Origin of the sequence: Sulfodiicoccus acidiphilus, assembly GCF_003967175.1 — an archaeon.
Lineage (GTDB): Archaea > Thermoproteota > Thermoprotei_A > Sulfolobales > Sulfolobaceae > Sulfodiicoccus > Sulfodiicoccus acidiphilus.
The window spans coordinates 2,192,643-2,207,296 of record NZ_AP018553.1 but is presented as its reverse complement, the minus strand read 5'-3'; the positions used below and the strand labels follow the sequence as shown (position 1 = coordinate 2,207,296).

General features: G+C 50.4%; 13 protein-coding genes and 1 pseudogene. 5 read left to right on the top strand and 9 right to left on the bottom strand.

Going from position 1 to position 14,654, the window contains the following annotated elements; genetic code table 11:
* Positions 1-494 precede the first annotated feature (494 nt).
* Positions 495-986 carry a hypothetical protein gene (locus HS1genome_RS11080; protein WP_126451107.1) on the bottom strand — a complete coding sequence of 164 codons (492 nt, stop codon included), beginning with the start codon at positions 984-986 and terminating at the stop codon, positions 495-497.
* A gap of 71 nt (positions 987-1,057) precedes the next feature.
* On the opposite strand from HS1genome_RS11080, the gene HS1genome_RS11075 reads away from it, so the two are divergent.
* From HS1genome_RS11075 to HS1genome_RS12910, 3 genes and pseudogenes are all read left to right on the top strand, one after another.
* Positions 1,058-1,780: an ABC transporter ATP-binding protein gene (locus HS1genome_RS11075; protein WP_126451106.1), complete on the top strand. Its 723-nt coding sequence runs from the start codon at positions 1,058-1,060 to the stop codon at positions 1,778-1,780.
* Positions 1,773-3,137 (top strand): hypothetical protein, encoded by a 1,365-nt coding sequence (locus HS1genome_RS11070; RefSeq protein ID WP_126451105.1) that lies wholly within the window; start codon positions 1,773-1,775, stop codon positions 3,135-3,137. Before HS1genome_RS11075 ends, HS1genome_RS11070 begins: the two co-directional genes overlap by 8 nt.
* A 256-nt stretch (positions 3,138-3,393) precedes the next feature.
* Positions 3,394-3,528: pseudogene (locus tag HS1genome_RS12910) on the top strand (zinc ribbon domain-containing protein); the annotation flags it as partial.
* Between the two features lie 170 nt (positions 3,529-3,698).
* Here the strand turns inward: HS1genome_RS12910 and HS1genome_RS11060 are convergent.
* Both HS1genome_RS11060 and HS1genome_RS11055 read right to left on the bottom strand, forming a co-directional pair.
* A complete protein-coding gene (locus tag HS1genome_RS11060) occupies positions 3,699-4,292 on the bottom strand; it encodes a histidine phosphatase family protein (protein WP_126451104.1) in 594 nt (197 codons plus the stop codon).
* Positions 4,293-4,349: 57 nt separating this feature from the next.
* Complete coding sequence (locus HS1genome_RS11055; RefSeq protein WP_126451103.1) at positions 4,350-5,735, bottom strand: MFS transporter; 1,386 nt, start codon at positions 5,733-5,735, stop codon at positions 4,350-4,352.
* 775 nt (positions 5,736-6,510) lie between these two features.
* Between HS1genome_RS11055 and HS1genome_RS11050 the strand changes: the two genes are divergently transcribed.
* A complete protein-coding gene (locus HS1genome_RS11050; RefSeq protein ID WP_373286776.1) occupies positions 6,511-7,164 on the top strand; it encodes a DUF47 domain-containing protein in 654 nt (217 codons plus the stop codon).
* 88 nt (positions 7,165-7,252) lie between these two features.
* Here the strand turns inward: HS1genome_RS11050 and HS1genome_RS11045 are convergent, their stop codons facing one another.
* Together HS1genome_RS11045 and HS1genome_RS12185 are read right to left on the bottom strand one after the other, a co-directional pair.
* Positions 7,253-8,119, bottom strand: a complete 867-nt coding sequence (locus tag HS1genome_RS11045; protein ID WP_232018765.1) for an inorganic phosphate transporter — start codon at positions 8,117-8,119, stop codon at positions 7,253-7,255.
* A 26-nt stretch (positions 8,120-8,145) separates the two neighbouring features.
* Positions 8,146-8,451 (bottom strand): ribbon-helix-helix domain-containing protein, encoded by a 306-nt coding sequence (locus HS1genome_RS12185; protein WP_158613824.1) that lies wholly within the window; start codon positions 8,449-8,451, stop codon positions 8,146-8,148.
* Positions 8,452-8,729: 278 nt separating this feature from the next.
* Between HS1genome_RS12185 and HS1genome_RS11035 the strand changes: the two genes are divergently transcribed.
* Complete coding sequence (locus HS1genome_RS11035) at positions 8,730-9,563, top strand: zinc ribbon domain-containing protein (RefSeq protein WP_126451101.1); 834 nt, start codon at positions 8,730-8,732, stop codon at positions 9,561-9,563.
* Positions 9,564-9,566: 3 nt separating this feature from the next.
* On the opposite strand, the gene HS1genome_RS11030 is transcribed toward HS1genome_RS11035, so the two are convergent.
* The 4 genes from HS1genome_RS11030 to HS1genome_RS11015 form a co-directional block, all read right to left on the bottom strand.
* Positions 9,567-10,181: a hypothetical protein gene (locus HS1genome_RS11030; RefSeq protein ID WP_126451100.1), complete on the bottom strand. Its 615-nt coding sequence runs from the start codon at positions 10,179-10,181 to the stop codon at positions 9,567-9,569.
* Entirely contained in the window at positions 10,178-12,058 is a 1,881-nt protein-coding gene (locus HS1genome_RS11025) for a 4Fe-4S binding protein (RefSeq protein ID WP_126451099.1), read from the bottom strand. The genes HS1genome_RS11030 and HS1genome_RS11025 overlap by 4 nt, the downstream gene beginning before the upstream one ends.
* Positions 12,059-12,081: 23 nt before the next feature.
* Complete coding sequence (locus HS1genome_RS11020; RefSeq protein ID WP_126451098.1) at positions 12,082-13,491, bottom strand: APC family permease; 1,410 nt, start codon at positions 13,489-13,491, stop codon at positions 12,082-12,084.
* Positions 13,492-13,749: 258 nt separating this feature from the next.
* The gene (locus HS1genome_RS11015; protein ID WP_126451097.1) at positions 13,750-14,625 is read right to left on the bottom strand and encodes an alpha/beta hydrolase; all 876 of its coding nucleotides are present in this window, start codon (positions 14,623-14,625) and stop codon (positions 13,750-13,752) included.
* Between the last annotated feature and the right edge of the window lie 29 nt (positions 14,626-14,654).

Here is a 14,654-nt window from a genome sequence, read left to right as displayed (position 1 = left end):
CTCACGCCCGTGGAGAGGAAACCCTCCGTGATCCCCCTTCCGTACTGTTCACAGAAAGGTTCCACTGAACCTCCGCTACGTAAGGAGATCGAGCTTCCTCCGGGAAGCAGGAAATCCCCACCGGGAGATGCCCCGTCCGCGAGGGCGGGGTAGTTCACATTACCAGCCCGCAAGACAACATCTCGATGGCAGTCATAGACGGAGTGAGTCGCCGAGACGCCTCCAAGCGAACGTCATCAAGGAACACCACTGCCCATCCAACGTCATATGTACCGACCGATCGGACTGGGACGATCCAAAGTTCAGGACTGGGCAAGGTGAGGGAAAGAAGTAGGAAATCCCTACCACGAGGACACCCCATCCGTGAGGGCGGGGTAAGTTTGCAGGTGTGGAGTTCAAGGATACACCTTATAGGTGCAATTTCTATCCAATTCACTAATCGATAGCCCTCAGAGATCGAACTCCTCCTCATCGATCAGGGAGCGCTGGGATCATCACCTTTTCCTTAAGTATAGAGCGAGGGCCACTAGGCCCACTATGCCACCTACTATTAACGCGGCAATGGATAAGAAAGCTGACGCGGCTATGGCAGTGAATTGGCCCTCGACAGCACTAGTCAGAGGAGTGTAGGTGTAGTTGAGCTCTATAGGATAAGACAGGTTGTCCTCCACCTTTAGCCCTACTGCATTTCTCCCTAACACTAGCAAATATGCGTTCTGGACGAATTCTTCCCTTACCAGTGAGCTCACGTTTTCCACCGAGACACTGAAGGGAGAGCTCGAGTTGCTTATCAGGCTCACTATGGTGTAGGTAAAGTTGAAGGTAGCAGGGAAGTAAGTCCCCGATCCCGGTTTAAGGATGAGAGACGCTGCAGGAGAGTGAGGAAGTACTGTGGACGTTGTAGTCAGATAGCCAGCATAAACGAACAGCACGATCCCCAGTACTATGACAATAAGGGCAACCAACCCCAACGTCCTAGGTTTCACTAGGTCAGTGAAGGAAGGTTCGTATTAAACTTTCGCAAAACAATATTAGGGTAGCTAGGTAATTGTGACAGGTGCTTAAGGTCGAGGCCCTTAAGGTGAGATACGGTGACGTCCTTGCCGTGGACGGATTGACATTTCAGGCGAAGGGAGAGGTCTACTGTCTACTCGGCCCTAACGGTGCGGGGAAGACGAGCACTGTGAAGGCCATAATGGATGCCGTCCCTTACGAGGGATATATAGAAGTTTATGGCGTCAACGCCAAAGAACCTGTAGTTAAGAACCTCATAGGGTATGTGCCGGAACAAGTGGCGTTCTTTGAGTACATGAAACCCAAGGAGTTGATAGAGTTCATGGCAGCATTGAGGGGTCTGAACGACCTTAGTACAGCTCAAAAACTGGTGGAGGCCTTCAATCTCTCCAACGTTGACCAACCTCTCTATACACTCTCTATGGGGACTAGACAGAAAGTTGCCATAGTTCTGGCTCTCATGCACTCGCCGAAGCTTCTCATACTCGATGAGGCTTTCAACGGCCTCGACGTCTTCTCAGCTAAACTTCTGAAGGAAATAGTTACCAACCAGGTTAGAGGAGGGGGGACAGTGCTGTTCTCAACACACGTTATGGAGATAGCCGAGAAGATGTGCACAAGGATAGGCATAATAAACAGGGGGAAGTTAGTGAGCGAAACCACTCCTTCCACCTTAAGGGAACACGGAGAGAGCCTGGAGGACTTCTTCCTAACAACTACCGGCCTAGACGAAAGCCTCAGGGAGGTACTCAAGGGTCTTGAGTAAGCTCACCAATGCGATACAGCGCCAGATACTCTTCACCGCCTATACGAGTTCCAGCTTCGGCCTTAGACGTAGCTTCAGGATGTCAAACCTCTATAGACAGCAGGTTATGATGAAGCTCACCACTACCCTCGTCTTTGTAGTACTCTCTCTCCCCAGTCTGTTGTTGGCAAGTGTGAGCAGGAGTGAGGGTATCAAGGAACTTTACGTCGCCACCTTCTTCACGTTCGCCATGTTGATGAATTATGGAATAAATGTAGTTTACGGATTGAAGAACAGTAACCTCAGGGAAGTGTTGGTTCAGCTTCCCATGAGTAGGGAGCAGGTTAACATGGCCCTTCTGACTTCAGTCTTAAGGATGTTTGACGTTCCCTTCGGCGCTGTACTCTTGTTGCCTACACTGATAGAGTTCCTCCTCACCGGTCCATCACTGTTCACGCTGCAGGCATTCCTGCAGTCGATCTTCTTCCTTTCCCTCGCGGTGACTCTCTCCTTCTTCTTGGGAACTAGAGTCGGCTCCTTAGGTGTAGTGAGGACCTTGGTTGCAGTCGTCCTCTTTCTATCGGCTTTCCTCATCCCCGAGTTCACCTTGAGTAGTAGCTCTCTCTCTCCGTTTCTTCTCCCGGTGGCCCCTTTCCTCTTCAGTGAGGGCTTTCCCCTTTCTCTCCTCTACGCGGCCCTTCTTGTTTACCTGGCCTACAGGTCAGTAAACGGGTTCTACGAGGTCCAGAGGGTGAAGTCTTCCATGAGCGAAACAAGGTTGAGGAAGAGATCGTTGCTGGTTGCGTTAATAAAGAAAGAGATGATTGGAGCGGTGAAGGTTCCCCAAGCGAGTGGAATACTCGCAGCTCCAGTTCTAGGGCTGTTATCGGTCTTCGTATTGGAACGCGGATTTTCAGTTTACGGGATCTATTATGGTATATCTCTATTCACTTTCGTCCCTGGGTTAACTGTCTTCACTGACGTCAAGGGTCTTCCTCTCATGGTCTCTGTTAATGATGGGTTGAGGAAGCTCTTTGCCGGGAAGATCGTCTTCATCACGTTAGTTTACATGGTGTTCGCGTTGGCGTCATTAGCAGCGTCTCAGGTTCTAGAACTGGAGTTTGCGCCGTTTTACGTGGCCTCTTCAGCTCTCCTCCTCTTTACATCAATACGTTCGCTCCTCTCTGGCAAGGGAATCCTGTTCATGAGACCCTTCGACTTCATCCTCCGCTACCTCCCCTTGGTTGTCGCGGACTTCGTCGTGCTGTACTTAATCTACGCCTTTGGTTTGTCTATAGTTGTGGCGAGCTTGGTGCTGGCAATCGCTATACTCTGGCTAATTCTCAGATCGAGGTCGCTTTCCCTCCTTTACATCTGAGTAAGGGATCATGCGAGTTATCAGATGAGAGCTTAGGCGGGCTAGTTAATGATGTGACAAACTTAGTTTTTCATCTTACTCACCAGAGACCCCGCCCTTACGGGCGGGGAGTATAAGTGTAAATATCAAAACAGACATGAAAAGATCTGGGACGTTCCCTGAAAGCTGAAGTAAAGATAGCAATACGAGGAAAAATCCTAAACCCTAATGAAGAGAAGAGGCATGAACTAAACGTAGTCCTAGAACATCAAGAACTTGTCACAGATGCGGGCACGTTGCCCGCACGGACGGAAGGGAATACAGACGTAAGTGCGGTGTGGTACGTAACCGCGACTTGAACGCGTCGATCAACGTAGCCCGTGCCTCAACGAGAGGTACGGGTCGGGGGTAGGTAAACAACCCGAAGGGGGGATGAAGGTGCACCGCGAAGGGTACCGGAAACCCCGAAGCCCCGCCCGTGAGGACGGGGTGGTTTACAGACTTATCCACCTTAACGTCTAACGACGCTCCAGAGGGGGCACCTCGAGCGACCTTCACCTCCTCGCTAAGTTGAACGCTAGATCACGAGTACATCTCAACAGGTTTCCAGTTCACACAAGCCAAGGAGAACCTTCCACCGTCGAACTTCATGATGGAGATAGAGGCATTCTCTACAGGAATTCTAGCAAGCCACTTTCCAGCACTTCCTAGCGCAAGGGCAATTGCGGCCCTTATCGGGGCCTGATGCGAGACTATCACCACAATTTTCTTACCCGTAGAGTGGATCTCCGTCACTCCAGAAAGTATGCGCACTTGGAGCTGGTTCAGTTTCTCTATTCCATACTTCGCTCCATCGCCGTAGTATTCGTCCATCAACTCCACGTCCCTCTCTGGCGAAACGCTCAGGCTCTTTCCTTGAAGTGAACCAAGACCTACTTCCCTAAATCTATCGTCCACTTCCACTTTAAGCCCTAGCTCCTGAGCTATCTGTTCAGCAGTCTGTGTCGCCCTCAGGGCGGGACTGGAGATGACAGAGTCTACCTTAATTGACCTTAGGACCTTGCCGACAGTCCTTGCTTGATCTACTCCTCGTGAAGTAAGGGGGGTGGAGTCGGTAGGGTAAATCCCCTTAATGTTTGCCTCCGACTCTCCATGTCTCACGAAGTAAATGATCATTCATAGATCCCATCTATAAAAAGCCCAGACTAACTTTTAACTTGAGTTAGTGAGGGTTTACAGCCTCGAGGCTTCTTCCAGGGGCTTCCTTTTCAGTTCAGGCCCCAATAGGGCTTCAGCTATCGCTCCTGCGAACAGCACCACCCCAGTTACGGCAAAGACTAAGTCTAACCCTAAGGGTTCTAGTGCGAGTAGAACGAATGGGCCTATTATACCTCCCAACCTTCCGAATCCAATTGCAGTTCCAAGTCCAGAGCCCCTGGCCTCGGTCGGGAACATTTCGCCAATCTGAGGGTATAGCAGAGCTGCGGCTGCGTAGGTGAAAAACTCAAGTGCTGCTAGGAAGGCAACGAATGCAGTAAAGGACAACCTGCTCACTACTAGTCCGAGGATCACAGCCAAAGCACCAGATAGCCCATAGGAAAGGATAAGGACCGGTCTCCTCCCCAAGGAGTCTAAGAGATAAGCCATGGTGAGGACTCCCAACACACCAGCCCCGAGGATCTCGCCTAGCACAAGCCCTACACTTCCGCTAGGAACGTGATAGTCGTGTATGAATATAAGAGGAAAGACGGAGAACGCAGCGTAATAGGGCCATGTCTCACTGAAGTTTAGGGTCCACGCTAGGGCAACTCTCTTGCCGTACCTCTTAAAGAGAAGGGAGAAACTCTGGGTGGCCCTCTCTTCTCTGGCACGGACTCTCACTTTTCCCCCAGGAGGAGGTAGCTGACCCTTAGTCGAAGCGACTTCCTTCTCCACCCTTTCGACAAGAGCCTGCGCTTCAGCGATTCTTCCTTTGGTCACTAGGAATCTGACTGACTCGGGGAGATCGAGTCTAGCTATTAATATCACCAAGGCTAAGACCACAGCAGAGAGGAAAGCTACTCTCCATCCAATAGAGAGAGGAAGGCTACTGATCGCGAAGTAACCCACGAAAGACGCAATGAAAGTTCCGAAGTCGAACATCACTCCATTTCCTGTACCTACGACGAATCCTCTGTTTCTGGGAGGAGAGAACTCTTCCATAGCAGCTATGGCTGCCCCTAGTTCACCTCCTATTCCTAAACCAGCGATCACTCTGGACGCTAACAGCATTGCGTAATCGACAGAAACTGCCGCGAGCAGAGATCCTACGATGATGAACATCATGGTTGTGAGGAATAGTAATTTCCTCCCCTTAATGTCGGCCAGTGTACCTAGAACTACCCCACCCACGAGTTCACCCACGAGGAAGGCAGGAGTGAGAGCCACGGCCTCTGTACTTGTCAGAGAGAAGAGTTTCTCTACGGTCCCAAGGGTGCTTCCTCCAAGCGACAGGACCAGCCCCTCTAATAACATCCCTCCACTCAGAATGAGGAAGACCTTCCAGTGCCACCTGCTCCAAGGAAGCCTATCCAACCTAGGGAGTAGGTCTGTCTCCACATACTCTCTCTCTTCTGTCATGATTATCACCTATATTTCCAACAATGCTATTATTTATTTTTGGAGGCTATAGTGCAAACTCTCATGATAAAATGTTGGTTCCGTCGGATCTCTGTCGGACCCCTCGAAATCCGTAAGATCTAGATTCCTCGACGGAAATTTGGTCTCTAGGAATCTTCTGGATTGTAGATAGCAGCTTCAATTGTAGGAAAACTACGTTTCGACACGCCATAATCTGAGAGTTGTGTGTGAGTTGGAGACCTTCCTTGAGGAAGACTAAGCTACTAGTGAAACAGTTGGAGAGAAAGTAGACTGTCTTACCTTACGAACAGAGTCTTCACTGAGATGTAACTAACGTAACATTACAGAACTTAGGTTAAGGGGGCGGAAAGCCTCAAAGGCAGTGATTGGTGGTTTAACTGTCTTTAAATCTTTATTATATTTAAATAATTGAGTTAATTGTTTAGCTAACGTTAACAACCTAATTTCCTAGTCCGACTAAGGAAAGAGCTGAGGAAGTAGCGGTGAGTCATCCCCCTCGAGGTCCACTGGTGTTCAGTGAGGTAACTCACAACCCAAACTGTGGGTCAGAGATCTACCCACTGCTCAAGTGAGAGGTAGTCTAGAAAGGAAGGTGTGAAGGAGGAACCCACAGGTAAGGAAATCCCCGATGATGGGAGAAGAAGTCGGATGAAAATCGTTCCAACAGATCGAGTGAGAATATAATGTACTAACCAGTGAGTTCTTGCGAAATACTATTTAACTTGAAATGACAAACTACGTAGTTCGTATGCAGCTGTTCAAGTTCAGTAAGGAGGACCTTGTGTTTCAGAAGCTTCAAGTGATGACGCAGGACGTAAGAACTGCGGTTTCCAAACTAAGGGAGACCTACAGCAACGTGAAGAAGGGCAATAGAGACGCCTACGTAGGTGACATGGTTAGGATCAAGACAATTTACGAACACATAGCCATGGTAAGGGAAGAAGTGCTCTCCTCCCTCTACGGAGAGGCTTTTCTCCCCGACTTTAAGGAATCCATGGTCATGCTAAGCCAGGCCATTTACGACACCTCTAAGGCTGTAAAGGACACGGCTAGGGCACTCACCTTCAGGAAGGTCTCGGAGAAGTGTCTCACCATGCTCACTGAGCAGATAGACGCGTACCTTTCCTTAGTTGAGGAAGCATCGTCGAAGCTCTCCATAATGGTATCACAGATGTCGAGCGACATAGGTGAGGCCATAAAGACTGGTAGAGAGATACAGATCCTCGAAAGATCAGGGGACGAAATTAAGGACTCCCTTCTGACGAGGTTATATGAGCTGGAGTCCCAGACAGATGTCATAAGCATCCTCCAGCTGAAGGACGTGATCCTTTTCATGGACGACATATTGGACTACATGGAAGAGGCTACAATGAGTGTAGAAGTGTTCTACGCGACCTTGAAGTCCTAAAATCCCAGTACTGCCTTAAGTACACCAAAGGTGGCTATTGAGACTATGATAGCGAATATTGGTGAAACTGCCCAGCCCCTCATCAACCTCAAGATCTGTCTCTTGACGTCCTGTCCAGTCCCCTGAACCCCAATCCTATTATCCCCCCCACCATGGTCTGGGTGACGGAAATTGGTATACCGAATAACGTGAGAACTTCCGCTACAGCTGAGCTTCCTATGACAGCAGATACTCCTCCCAAATATCCTAATCTAGTTAACCTGAACCCCATGGTTAGTACTCCCTTCTTGGAGGCCACGTAGACTCCCAAGGCCGCTGCCATTCCATAGGAGGGCAACGTAACGTAAATGGGAGTGGAGAAGCTCCCAGCTGAAGCTAGGAGTCCTATGGCGTTGGCCCCCAGCACAAAGGCGTTCAGTAACCCAGCTCCTAAAATGAGGACTTTGTAGAGTCTTAGCTGCCTCAAGAGCCTCGCTTCCGAGTGGATGGCTCTCCTCATCCAAAGATAGAGGCCAAGCACGGTGCCTATTGCTATCCCAGGCGTTAGGATCCAGAGGATGAGGGCGATGAAGAACGCCCTCCAGTCGAAGTAAACGTATTCTCGAGAGAGTAGAGAGAGAACAGCGAGGGATGGGTAGAGCATCTGGGTCAAGGAGGAAGGTACTCCGATTCTGTTGAGGTAGAAGAACGCCGCAGTGCAGGAGAGTAATACTGAAAGTATAATGAATGTGGTGTAACCCTCCTTTCCTTCAATTATTCCCCTCACACTCTTGCTCATAGTTAGGCCCCCCACTGATGCTCCTAGAAATATTGAGAGTGCCGCGAGAAAGTACGCGGCCTTCCTCTTAACTACGTTCGTTGATACCAGTATTCCTAGCGAGGGAGAGATGTTGTTTCCCCCTACGAAGAACGAGGCAATAGCACCCAACGCGAAGATCAGTGACTCAAGTAACATTAGACCTTCTCCACGTTCCCGTACTTTTACTTCGCCGAGTCTTCGGATTTATCGTTTTTCAGGAATTCCAAGTATTCCTCTATGGCGTTCCTAAGAAACTCGCTCATGTTAGTGAAGTGCAACCTCTCCTTCACTTGCTCCAAGTATTCGATGTAGCTTTTGTCAAACTTGAACGAGACTGTTGTTGTGCCATCGTTATCTATCACTATTTCTCTCTTGCTGACCTCCCGTCCTTTCCTCCCACCACTTGTACTCACTGTGTTGTTGGTTCCGTCTTTCTGTTTGTCCCCGCCTCGATCGTTGGTCTCGCTAGAGAATTTAGGTCTCTCCATAATAATCTCTGGTGAGGTCTGCTTCATATAAGGCTTCCTCTATGAATAGCCCACCTAACTACGTTTCTCCCCTCACTTACCCCGTTCCGATTTCGACAGAAAGTCGAACTTATTAAGGTCGAACATGTTAACAAGCTTTTCATTTTTCTGTATTTTCACTCTTATGTCCTTAACTGATAGGAGAGTCAGTGTCGTCAAATTCGGAAAATCAAGTTCGATTTTAAGACTATGAGAGCGTAGGTCCCAAATTTTTATGTCTTCTCTTGTCACCTTCACATATGGAGGAACTGGTTGAAAGCAAGATAGTGGAGTTAGGAAAGCTGAGGAAGATATATTCTGACGTGCAGTACCTGAGGAGTTACCTAGGTGTACTGAGGAAGAGCGGAACACCGTCTGGCCTCAGCCCCCCTGACGGCATGCCTAAACAGCTTTTCTCCTTGGTCATTAATGGAGCGCCACCTAGGCTCGGTCCACTCCCAATAGAGGGAAACAACCCTTACTTAGTGAAAGACCTAGGGTGCATGGTGAGCACAGACAGGAAGGACAAGCCATTGGGTGCAGTGATCGACCTTTCTCAGGGTGTCAAGGTTTATCTCGTTTTCGAGAGGCCTCAGACCGTAGTGGGAATAGACATAGGGTTGCGACACCTTATTACCGCAGTGGCGGTGACCAATGGAAGGCCAGTCAAGACAAGGATGTGGGGAGATGAGAAGTTGAACATGGAGTTCATGCGCTTTCTTGGAGAACCTCAGGGCCTCGCCAGGGTGGGAGGTCTGAGGCAGAGGGTTGAGAAGATGCTGGAGGACGTGGTGGTGTATATTGCATCGTGGAACCCTAAGACGGTTGCCCTTGAGAACTTAAGGGAGACCACCGGAAGGATGGGAACGTCGCTAAGGATAGTACAAGAGACATTGGAGCGAGTCATGTACAACCACGGGGTGAAGTACAAGCGCATGAGTCCGCTCAATACGTCAAGGATATGTTCCAACTGTGGCTACAGGAAAGGTGAACTGACGGGTTCCCTTTTCCAGTGTCCTGTTTGTGGGTACGTAGCGGACAGGGACTTTAACGCCGCCCTCAATCTAGCCTTGAAGTGCTACTATACCTGCTAACCTTTACTCTCCGCGGACAGCCTCGAGGAAAGTCGTACCGATCTCCCAAAGCTTTACTGTATCGTGCTCTTCGGGTCTGGGCCTGGTAGAGATGTACACACCGTACTTTTCCACCTTTCCGTCTCTGACCCCAAAGGGCGAAAACAGGACGAAGTCGTCCGCCCTTAGAGCGATGTCCTTAACCAGCTTGTCTATGGCTTGATAGATGGAGCAGGGATCGCTGGGCTTTAACCTCCCTAGAGCCGTCACTCCAGCTATTACTGCTCCGTCGCTTCGCAAGACGGCCTCCCTCACCTTGGAGATCTCCTCGTCGTATCCGACGGAACCGTCGTAGGGGACACTCACTTCTCCAGTAGTGGGGTCTGTGATCGGGATGTTAACGAGCGTGGCTGAGGACATGGCTGGAAGTTCCAAGTAATCTACCTGTTTAAGGAAACCCTCCCTGTTAACTGGCTTCATCCTCAGGATCGACTCCCAGCTTGGAGATGGGTGAAGGCTACCCGTGTTCACCACCACTCCTCGAAAAGCGGAGTTGAACAGCGTCAGCGTGGCTTGAGGCTTGCATCTCTGGAACTCACCGTAACTATACCCGTCCACTCCTAGTAGAACCACCTTCATCTGAACCACCGACTTATCTTTTCCTTAATCCAGTGTCTTGCATCGTAGAATAAGATGTTGTCGTAAGGACAGGCCTCAACGCAGTCACCCACTCCTACACACCTCATCGATCTGAACCGTCCCTCCCTTATGAAGTGTCCTGCCATGTCGGTGTTTCCCACTGGGCACGCTTTGGCGCAGGCTTTGGATTCGCAGGTGATACATTGCTGTGGATCCCTCACTCTTAGCCTGAAGAGTCCCACTCTTCCAACTAACTGGTTGAAGGTCCCCCACGAACACCACCCCTGTGTGGCGCAAGCGTAGGTACCGAAGAAAGGTATGGACACGAACACAACGTACCACAGGAAATTGAAGTAGAAGGAATAGAGGAAGACTGTGATGTCAGTCCCAGCCACAGTGAAGTCTATTACCCCAGCCTGGTTGAGAAAGGACATGAGGGCCGCAACTAGGAGGGTCACCCAAACAACTGAGGCCACCCACTTGAACCACGGTCTAAGCCTAGATCCTAGGGTCTTCTTCCCTAGCCTAGAGGTTCTATTGAAGGTCTTGAGGGACTCGTAGAACGTCCCCTGATACATCAGCGGCGCTGTGCAGGTGACAGAACATATCTGCCTGGATCCGAACAGAAAGGACAGCAGAGCGGAGACCGCGTATGTCCCCACTATGCCGAATAGGTAGTCCTTGGTCACTGGTCCTAAGGTTCCCAACCCCATGCTCCACATGTAGGGAATGAATGCTAGTCTCGAAGATATTGGAGAGAAGTAAGGTAGGAAAATTGTGTAGATCGCGTAGGCAGCGATCATTAGGGAGACGCGGACCTTGTTCTCCAACCTTTTCAGTTCCTTCAGCCTGAAGGCGGCGAGGAGACCCATCTCCGTTCCCATCATTATCAGGAACCACTGCGAGCCAGTAACCGTGGAGACAAGGGATAGGAAGTCTAGGGGAACTCCCCAGAGGCTTGGGACCCACCCCAGCGCTAGGGAGTTGGTGAAACCGGCTAACCCCGGCTGTAGGACCCCGCTGGCAAAGTCGAGTACCCCTCCCATAAACCACTCCATGACAAACGTGAGAAGAATGAAGGTGAAGGTCCACCTCCCGTCCCTCGTGTAGTTAGTCCTCTTCCCGTTAGGCCCCACAATAGATCTGTAGACAAACCAAACCATGGAAGTCATCATAGAGGCGTCGTAGATTATCCACGAACTAGTTAGGTAGTAGTAGAACTCGCCCACCATCATTGCCGTGAAGATCGTCATGACCTCAAGCGTTGTCATAGTGTCCTGTGTGGCCCTTAGTCTTTCCTTGTAGAGCGTCTCGTAGACCACCACCGTAGCTAGGAGCATTAAGACCGTTGAGGACCAGATCGTAAGTTCTACGAACTCTCGACTCCGAACGAAGGCCACGGGGGAGACGACAGATATAGGCAGCAGGAAGAGTAAGTATCTCCTCAATTGGGTGCTTTCTACGAGAGTTAGTGAGAAGGCCATCTCCACTGCCATTGAACCTATGTACCAATAGTTTTCAACTGCATTGAGTAAAGTGGATGGCTGACCAGTGGTCCAAGTGAAGAACAGGGCACCCATGGAGAGCTCCGCCGCGTTCATGAGTACTACGAAGGTTGCTACCGAGGCCTTTGAGTACTTTATCCTCCTTCCGTAAATTATTGGCGCTAGGCCGAAGAACATATAGGCCGAGTTACCCAACAGGACGTATGTGACCCACTGTGGGTTCAATAGGTATAGGTAGGCTCCTAAATTCATTGCAATCATCATGCCCGCCAAGTACAGGGCCACATCTAGCCTGTAACCCCTCTTGACCTCCCATATCAGGTAGCACGAAAAGGCAGCCATCGATGCGGCTAGGGCCAACTGTTCAAGCATGAAAGGTGCGTCTCAATTAATAATTATAAACGTTGCTTTGATCCTAAATTCTTATTGCGGGAGACGTTGGTACGCCTGATTTCCCCTCCTTCCCCTTTTATCTCCTCTTTCCTCCTCATCCTTAGAGTTTCTCCATAAAGGAAGCCTCCTATCACCCACCCGAGGAAGGTGTCAGCTAGCACCCTCTCTGTTGACGTCAGCGAGAAACCCAGAGTTACTGCCGTCACCGCGACCGCTGCCAACGCTACCGCCATTTCTACTTTTCTCTTCTCAATCCTCTTCGTACTTATTCTCAGTAGGCTGAAGTTAGCGGAGAGGTGTACGGTGAGACCTCCTAGACCCGCCGCTGCACCTAGAGCTAAGAAAGCTCCGTACGGTCCGAGTAGAAAGGCGGAGGGCACTACTACGGCGGCGAACACCATTATTGTCACTAAGATCGCGTTAAGCGGCTTGTTTCCATTAACCTTTCCCAGGAAGGACGGGAGAGTTCTATCCCAACCCATTGCGAACATGGTCCTTGATGACGCTGTCATGAAGGCCAGAGTTGCCAGTACTCCGTCGTTTATTGCGACGAAGAGGAGGAGTGGTATGGTTAAAGGCCCCAAGACCCTCCCCAATACCTCGAAAATGGGGATCTTGGAGGCCAATATGGACGAGAGTGAGCCCGTCCTCATTGCCACGTCCGCTATCCCGTATGCGTCTAGGGACATAAGTAGCCCACCCGTCAGTATTACAGCCAAGGCCGCCTTGCCCACGGTCCTCTTTGCGTTCTTAACCTCCCCAGAGACCGGGGTTATTGAGCCGTAACCAGTGGGAACTCCAGTTCCGAATAAGATGGCCAGCCACAGCATGGGAGAAGTGGGAGGATGGTCTGGAACGTAGAAGGCGAAATTTGCCAATTTGAGGGCAAATATAGCTATTCCTACCAAAACGGCTAGTTCCATGGCTGCTGCCACTATTGCGTACCTCGTAGACGGTTTCACCCCCATTACTAGGAAGATCGTTGAGGGGATCAGGGGAATCGATATGGCGATCCATGTAGGTACCCCCAGAACGAAGTTTACTATGAAGGCAGACCCAGCGACGTAGGCTGCACCATAGAGAACGGAATAAAAGAGGTATATCCATCCCGTCTCCAGTCCTAGGGTCTTGGAGAGCGAGTGGACTGCGTAGGTGTAGTACCCTCCTGCCGAAGAATACTTCGTGGAGAGTTTGTAGACAACTACTCCGTTAACGAACACTATCCCGGTCGCAACAACCATAACTATGGGGGAGAAACTCCCGCTAAACGTGAACACGGCCGTGACGTACGTTAACATGCTCAGGAATGGCGCCTGTCCGCCTAGGGATAGGAAGAAAATGTCCTTGAAATCCAGTTCCCTCCTGAGCGGACTCGGCGCGTCTCGATGTGACTCCTCAGTCGCGGTTTCCATAGACCCTACGTAAGCTACCTACAACACGTTTAGGCTTTAATAATTTTCGAGGAGCTCTATCGTACTTGTGGAATACTACTTATACATGACATTCAAGTCTTCCCAAGTGCCGCCTATCTGTAAACTACTTCTTGACCTGAACCTTTCGTCAGAATTAGAACATGTCCAATAATAGGGACCCTTGACTCCACGATCAATCGTGGAACTCATTTTCTCCGAGCAGAGAGCTAGGGCATACACTGTGAAACTCTACCCACTTCACTCTAGTACTCTGTCCAGTGCAATCCTCAGAAGCTCCTCGAAGTCAGAAGGATAGTGGTGTCCTCCCTCGAACAGAACTAGCCAACAGGTCCCTCTTTGTTCGTTTATGATGCTGCACTGTTCTTCAGCTCGGGGCCTTCTCTTGTCGTTCCTTCCAACCATTATTATGACCCTCATCCTTCTCTTAGGTGCAATCGGATCGTTGTCGGCTGGAGACACCGCTATGAAAGCTTCAGTATCCATTTCCCCTTTCAAGGCCAGCGAAAGTCCAAGTCTGGCTCCCTGCGAGAAGCCTGCCACAACAACCTGACCGAGTCCCTTAAGCGCCCTCCACCACCACAACACTTCCGCTGTTGCCTCTTGGAGCACGTCCCAGCAGTAGCTTCCGTAAGAGAATGGTTGGGAGGACTGAACGAAGGCCAAGTTGGCTGGCGCCGCTTCCCACCTGGGGTACTCCTCGTCTATTCCGCCGTCCCTCCCGTGTAGCACCATTAACCAGACGCTCGAACCGGCCCTCCTCAGTACTGCCACGGGAGGGACTCTCTTGAGTAGGAAGTTCCTACTTGTAGACTCCAACCTTTCCATAAGGGCCCTTAACTTTCCGTCGCTCATCCTCCCCTTAATTCTAGCTAGGTCTTCTGGGTTCCACCAAAGTCCTTTCTTCGCCCCTTCCCAGAGCGCTAGCGCCGCCTCAGTCTCCTCTCCCATTTCGAGATGGGCCACGGCCCTCCACATGGTAAACCTCCACCTGAGGTAGGGAAATAGTTCCTCCCCCTTCATCGAGAGCTCTTTCAGCTCACTCCATCTTCCACCCCTCAGGGCTCGGTAAGCACTGTCCCACACCTCCACTAGTCTCCTACCGCTTGAGGACACTGCCTTTAATACATTGAACAGAGAAATTA

Excerpts from the sequence above, each read along its gene's own strand:
- HS1genome_RS12185 (WP_158613824.1), bottom strand. The coding sequence starts at position 8,451 with ATGGAGAGACCTAAATTCTCTAGCGAGACCAACGATCGAGGCGGGGAC.
- HS1genome_RS11060 (WP_126451104.1), bottom strand. The coding sequence starts at position 4,292 with ATGATCATTTACTTCGTGAGACATGGAGAGTCGGAGGCAAACATTAAG.
- HS1genome_RS11020 (WP_126451098.1), bottom strand. The coding sequence starts at position 13,491 with ATGGAAACCGCGACTGAGGAGTCACATCGAGACGCGCCGAGTCCGCTC.
- HS1genome_RS11025 (WP_126451099.1), bottom strand. The coding sequence starts at position 12,058 with ATGCTTGAACAGTTGGCCCTAGCCGCATCGATGGCTGCCTTTTCGTGC.
- HS1genome_RS11055 (WP_126451103.1), bottom strand. The coding sequence starts at position 5,735 with ATGACAGAAGAGAGAGAGTATGTGGAGACAGACCTACTCCCTAGGTTG.
- HS1genome_RS11035 (WP_126451101.1), top strand. The coding sequence starts at position 8,730 with ATGGAGGAACTGGTTGAAAGCAAGATAGTGGAGTTAGGAAAGCTGAGG.
- HS1genome_RS11030 (WP_126451100.1), bottom strand. The coding sequence starts at position 10,181 with ATGAAGGTGGTTCTACTAGGAGTGGACGGGTATAGTTACGGTGAGTTC.
- HS1genome_RS11045 (WP_232018765.1), bottom strand. The coding sequence starts at position 8,119 with ATGTTACTTGAGTCACTGATCTTCGCGTTGGGTGCTATTGCCTCGTTC.